Origin of the sequence: Okeania sp. SIO2B9, assembly GCF_010672505.1 — a bacterium.
Taxonomy (GTDB): domain Bacteria; phylum Cyanobacteriota; class Cyanobacteriia; order Cyanobacteriales; family Microcoleaceae; genus Okeania; species Okeania hirsuta.
In genome coordinates this window covers 1-1858 of the sequence record NZ_JAAHGK010001412.1, presented here as the reverse complement: position 1 = coordinate 1858, position 1858 = coordinate 1, and the positions used below count along the sequence as shown (strand labels likewise).

The 1858-nt window shown below is 30.8% G+C and carries 1 protein-coding gene; it reads left to right on the top strand.

What is annotated here, in order from left to right; genetic code table 11:
* The first annotated feature begins 585 nt into the window (after positions 1–585).
* Entirely contained in the window at positions 586–1122 is a 537-nt protein-coding gene (locus F6K13_RS31250; protein ID WP_205127369.1) for a Uma2 family endonuclease, read from the top strand.
* The last annotated feature ends 736 nt before the right edge of the window (positions 1123–1858 follow it).

Genomic DNA, 1858 nt, shown 5'->3' with positions numbered 1-1858 from the left:
TCATAGTTATTAACTGAAATATAGCTTTTCTCAAGTTACTGAGGTAAAGTTGTTTTTCTTGTTTTCTATTCCCTACCCCCTACTCCCTACTCCCTATCTAGATAAAAGCGCCAAATAATTAAGCTAGTCGCAATTAGAGGCACAATAAAAATTAGGATAAAGTTGATAATGTTCATATAGCAATCAGGAATGAGTTGTGAGAATTGAGATGTTCCTTAAAAGTATAGAATATAGCAATTATTATATTCATATGATATGTTTTTTCTTCTTCTCTGTTCCCTGTTCCCTGTTCCCTAAAAGTTTTCAATATCTAACAACTCAAATCATATTGCTATAGTTATTAACTGAAATGTAGATAGAGATACTTCTGAAGTAAGGTTAAGGGTTTTCCTCCGGAATGCTCCGCAAATATGTCGGCGACAGCCGAAAACGTTATTCATGTTATCATCGGTGGATAAAATTGACTAGGGATTAACAAATGCCGGATGATTTAGTACCATTTCTTATCGGTATAAGTATTTTGATTTTTTATCTAGTATTCTCAGCTATGACTGAAATGGGAACAAAATGGTTTGATAGGAAAAAATGATTAATACTGTTGCTCTAACTCTTCCTGAAAAAAGAATTGTTTTCTATAACTTGAATTGGCATAAATACCAAAAAATTCTTGAAGCTCTGGGAGAAAATCGCAATGCCAGAATTATATATGACCAAGGAATATTGGAAATTACTATGCCTCTGGAAGAACATGAATTTGCTAGAGAAATAATTGGTTTATTTATCAGAATTTTAGTTTTTGAAATGGGTTTAAAAATTAAAACTTTAGGTTCGACGACTTTGAATTATCCACAGTTAGACAGAGGTGCAGAACCTGACAATTGTTATTACATTCAAAATCAATCAAAGGTGGCAGGAAAAAAAATTGATTTAACTGAAGATCCTCCGCCTGATTTAGTAGTAGAAGTTGATATTACTCATACCGATATTAATAAAGTTAATCTTTATGCGAGCATGGGAATCTCAGAATTTTGGCGTTATAACGGAGAAGTTTTACTAATTTATAAACTGCAAAATCAAAAATATGTTGAAGTTGAAACTAGCCCTACATTTCCTAAGATTTAAAAAGCAATATTTTATGAGTTTATTGAACAATCAAAACTAGATGAAGTAGAAGCAGAAAAAAAATTAAGAGCTGATTTAAGTAATTAATAATTAATAATTAATAATGACTAATTAGGTAGGTGAGCAGAAATAAACACAATATTAGAGGGCGGGTTTTTAGCACTCGAGCGTGCTTAAGTCAAAGCTTTCGTTTTGGTTAAATCCGCTCATACAATTTTTTTAACGTTTAATTAGACTTACCTACTTAATAATTACCGAAAAATCGTGGTCTAAAGCCTCCCTTTTTAAGGGGATAAAAAAAGAAAATACGGAATTTTCTTGCTTCCTTATTACAGAGGCGCTGTTAACTGATAACTGAAATTACCTCTCCTAAAAACTGATAGGACTGGCGAACAGGATTTTTTTTGTTTTAAAGAAGAGGCTTTAAACCTTAATTATTCGGTAACTGAAAGAAGGTAAAAGTTATAACAGGGAACACTTAATTGGGAACAGCGGAAAAAACATTATCTAGTCTAAGATTCATCATTCATCATCAGCATAAATCCTAACAGCTTTGGCTATTGCTATATCTGAGATTTAAAATTTAAAACTTGAAGCTAGTGGGAATTAGTTGTTAATTGAAAAAAAGTAAAAATTATCTAAAATTTAAAATTTAAAACTTGAAGCTAGTGGGAATTAGTTGTTAATTGAAAAAAAGTAAAAATTATCTAAAATTTAAAATTTAAAACTTGAAGCA

Coding starts and splice junctions, on each gene's coding strand:
- F6K13_RS31250 (WP_205127369.1), top strand. CDS start 586: ATGATTAATACTGTTGCTCTAACTCTTCCTGAAAAAAGAATTGTTTTC.